General features: G+C 68.2%; 1 pseudogene. It reads right to left on the bottom strand.

The features are described 5' to 3' along the window. Positions 1-15: 15 nt before the first annotated feature. Positions 16-337: pseudogene (locus tag EN804_RS35590) on the bottom strand (hypothetical protein); the annotation flags it as partial.

The following is a 337-nucleotide window of genomic DNA, read 5'->3' as shown; positions in this document are numbered from 1 at the left end:
CAATGCCTCTGCCGATCAGGCCTTCTTGTGCTTGGCGAGGTCCTGGGCGATCGAAAGCCGCAGCATGTCGGCGAGCTCGCGGGCGGCGCGGTTCTCGGCGTCGATCTGCGCCCGGTAGGCCGCGAACTCCTGGCGCGGCCGGTCGAAGGACGACGGGATCGAGCGCTTGCCGACGGCGATCACCGTACCGGTCGCGGTGTCCCTGAGAACATAGTTGGCCGTCAGCGTCACGGTGCCCGCCGTCGGCTCGTCCTCTTCGGTCTGCACCTGGACGATGGCCGCCGATTCGACAAGCTCGGTGACGCCGAGATCGAGCGTGTAGACCGGCGACACCGGC

The sequence above is a fragment of the Mesorhizobium sp. M8A.F.Ca.ET.161.01.1.1 genome, assembly GCF_004792105.1.
Classification (GTDB): Bacteria; Pseudomonadota; Alphaproteobacteria; order Rhizobiales; family Rhizobiaceae; genus Mesorhizobium.
The sequence above is the reverse complement of the archived record's forward strand: the minus strand, read 5'-3'. Positions and strand labels throughout refer to the sequence as shown.